This window comes from Vibrio sp. 2433-A1, from assembly GCF_056726085.1.
Genome location: NZ_JBRESC010000065.1, coordinates 1 through 2,294, shown reverse-complemented (window position 1 = coordinate 2,294; position 2,294 = coordinate 1). Strand labels below are relative to the sequence as shown.

Genomic DNA, 2,294 nt, shown 5'->3' with positions numbered 1-2,294 from the left:
CTTGGATTCAAGTACGAAGTGCGACACCACTGAAAAATAAAACAGTGAGATGCGATAATCATGATTTTTGCTCCCGCCAAGAAGTAAAACCATGAAATATACACACCTCACTGAGAAAGAAAGATATACGATTTCTATCTTAAGAAAGCAAGGACTACGTACTGCTGGAATTGCTAGATTACTCAACCGTCACAAGTCTACGATCTATCGTGAGATAGAACGTAATAAGCGCTATAACAAATACTTTGACAGGTACTCGTACCAACCTGAGTACGCTCAACAACGAGCTCGAAATAGGCTCGCTCGCTCAAGGCGAAACAAGCGCTATGACGAAACCGACTTCAGGCTCGTTGCAGCCTTGCTGCAACTGGACTGGAGCCCTGAACAGATAGTTGGATTTCTAAGGCGAATTGGTCAAAAAACGATGAGTCACGAACTGATTTACCAGTATGTTTGGAATAACAAAGCAGAAGGCGGAATGTTATGGAAACACCTACGCCAGTCAACTAAGCAAAGGCGTAAAAGATACCGCTCTAACGACAGCAGAGGCCGCTTAGCCGCAAAGAAACATATATCTGAGCGACCAGACGAAGCAGAACTTCGTCTTGAACCTGGACACTGGGAAATAGACACCGTCATTGGGCGAGGAACCAAACACTGCATTGTGACGTTAGTAGATAGGATGACCGGTTATACTTTTATAGGCCAATTAGACGACAGAACGACTAATTCATTGAACGCTCGAGTGAAGAGGATTATTAAGCAATCAGACTTACCGTTCAAAACGATTACTGCTGATAATGGTACTGAATTTCACCAATATGCTCAGTTAGAAAAACAAACTAAGTGTTTGTTTTTCTTTGCTAACCCGTACCAATCATGGGAGCGTGGAACCAATGAAAATACGAATGGTTTAATTAGACAGTACTTACCTAAAAAAGCCTCTATGTCACATGTGACACAGAGGCTCTGTAACCAAATAGCTGGAAAGCTAAACTCGCGCCCAAGGAAAAGACTTGGGTTCTTTACACCACAGGAGTATATTCATGCGCATCTGTAAAAAGTGTCGCACTTCAAACTTGATACTAAGCTTTTATTTTCAATGCTTCTCTACTTTGCCGCATTTGTCACAACGATATAGTTTTTCTTTAGCAATATAGTAAGAAGAGCCGACTAAACTTCGCCAAAAAACTTCGAAAGAGAAGCCAAGCGCCCGGATAAATGAAAACGCACTTGGCTTCTCTTTACTTTGTTCATCATCGTTAAATGTTGAAATCAAAGTATGAGGAGTTAATGCATTACAAGATGAACAGTTTAATGGGTATTTTTGGTACTTATTCATATGCATTTCCTCTATTTGATTCTTCATGCTTGGAGAGTAGGCTAACGCCAAATTAAGTAGTGAGCAACGCCACCACCTGACCTAAACCATTGTGCCGTAAACACTAAAACTGATTAAAACCGAAAGTGCCAAGCGTTGCGAATCTGCTTAAATTTATTGTTATAGCTATTTTCTGTACTCGAAAGTCGTTTTAGCTTTACCATGTCTATCAATGGAAAGTAGAAATCCTTCCCAGTCCCCTCCAGTATGGCTATACATCATAGAATGTAACTTCGGAACAAGCATTGTAAGTTGCTTTCGCTCAGGATAAACCAAAGGCAATGAAACTGTGTTGCCCTCATGCTCATACCAAAACTCAGCTCCTACAGATGAGCTACCATCATCTGATTCTCTGTAATCAAAATGACAGTTCAACACATCATAGGGCCCACTAAAGCTTAGACGCATAATATTACACAGTTCGCTAAGTATTAATTTATGTTCTTCAATTGGATTCATGAGTCCCTCCATACGTCTGATAGCTATAACGCCCAATTAAGTTGTGAGCAACGCTGCCAAAGCACTCAAACACTTCACCGTAATCACCAAACTAATTGAAACCGAAAGCGCCGAGCGTTGCGAATCAGCTTGAATTGTTTGTTAGGCAAATTTTCCTGCCCACTCACTAACTTGGTTTGAAAACAGAATACCTTAAACACGATAAGCAACCAATCACCCACTGACTTTTTGTGATTCAAGAACAACTGAAGCCGCTATGTTACAGCCTAGGTTTCAACATCCACGAAATGCGTCTTTTCAGCGACGAAGTAGCTTTTGAACCGGAATACTAAAAGCTGCGAGCTGACAGCAAAAATGAAAGCTTCGATTGACTAGTCCTTTCCACACTTTAAGCCAGTGAAACTCACCACCAACCAACACTGAAAACCAATGAGGCAACCCACGAATCTTGGCA

General features: G+C 41.2%; 3 protein-coding genes. 1 reads left to right on the top strand and 2 read right to left on the bottom strand.

What is annotated here, in order from left to right; translation table 11 throughout:
• Positions 1-91 precede the first annotated feature (91 nt).
• On the top strand, positions 92-1,060 hold the full coding sequence (locus tag ACU01J_RS21600; RefSeq protein WP_481087369.1) for an IS30 family transposase: 969 nt from the start codon (positions 92-94) through the stop codon (positions 1,058-1,060).
• 39 nt (positions 1,061-1,099) lie between these two features.
• Here ACU01J_RS21600 and ACU01J_RS21595 read toward each other — a convergent pair whose 3' ends face one another.
• Positions 1,100-1,342 carry a hypothetical protein gene (locus ACU01J_RS21595; RefSeq protein WP_049877489.1) on the bottom strand — a complete coding sequence of 81 codons (243 nt, stop codon included), beginning with the start codon at positions 1,340-1,342 and terminating at the stop codon, positions 1,100-1,102.
• 165 nt (positions 1,343-1,507) lie between these two features.
• Complete coding sequence (locus ACU01J_RS21590) at positions 1,508-1,840, bottom strand: hypothetical protein (protein WP_150879378.1); 333 nt, start codon at positions 1,838-1,840, stop codon at positions 1,508-1,510.
• Between the last annotated feature and the right edge of the window lie 454 nt (positions 1,841-2,294).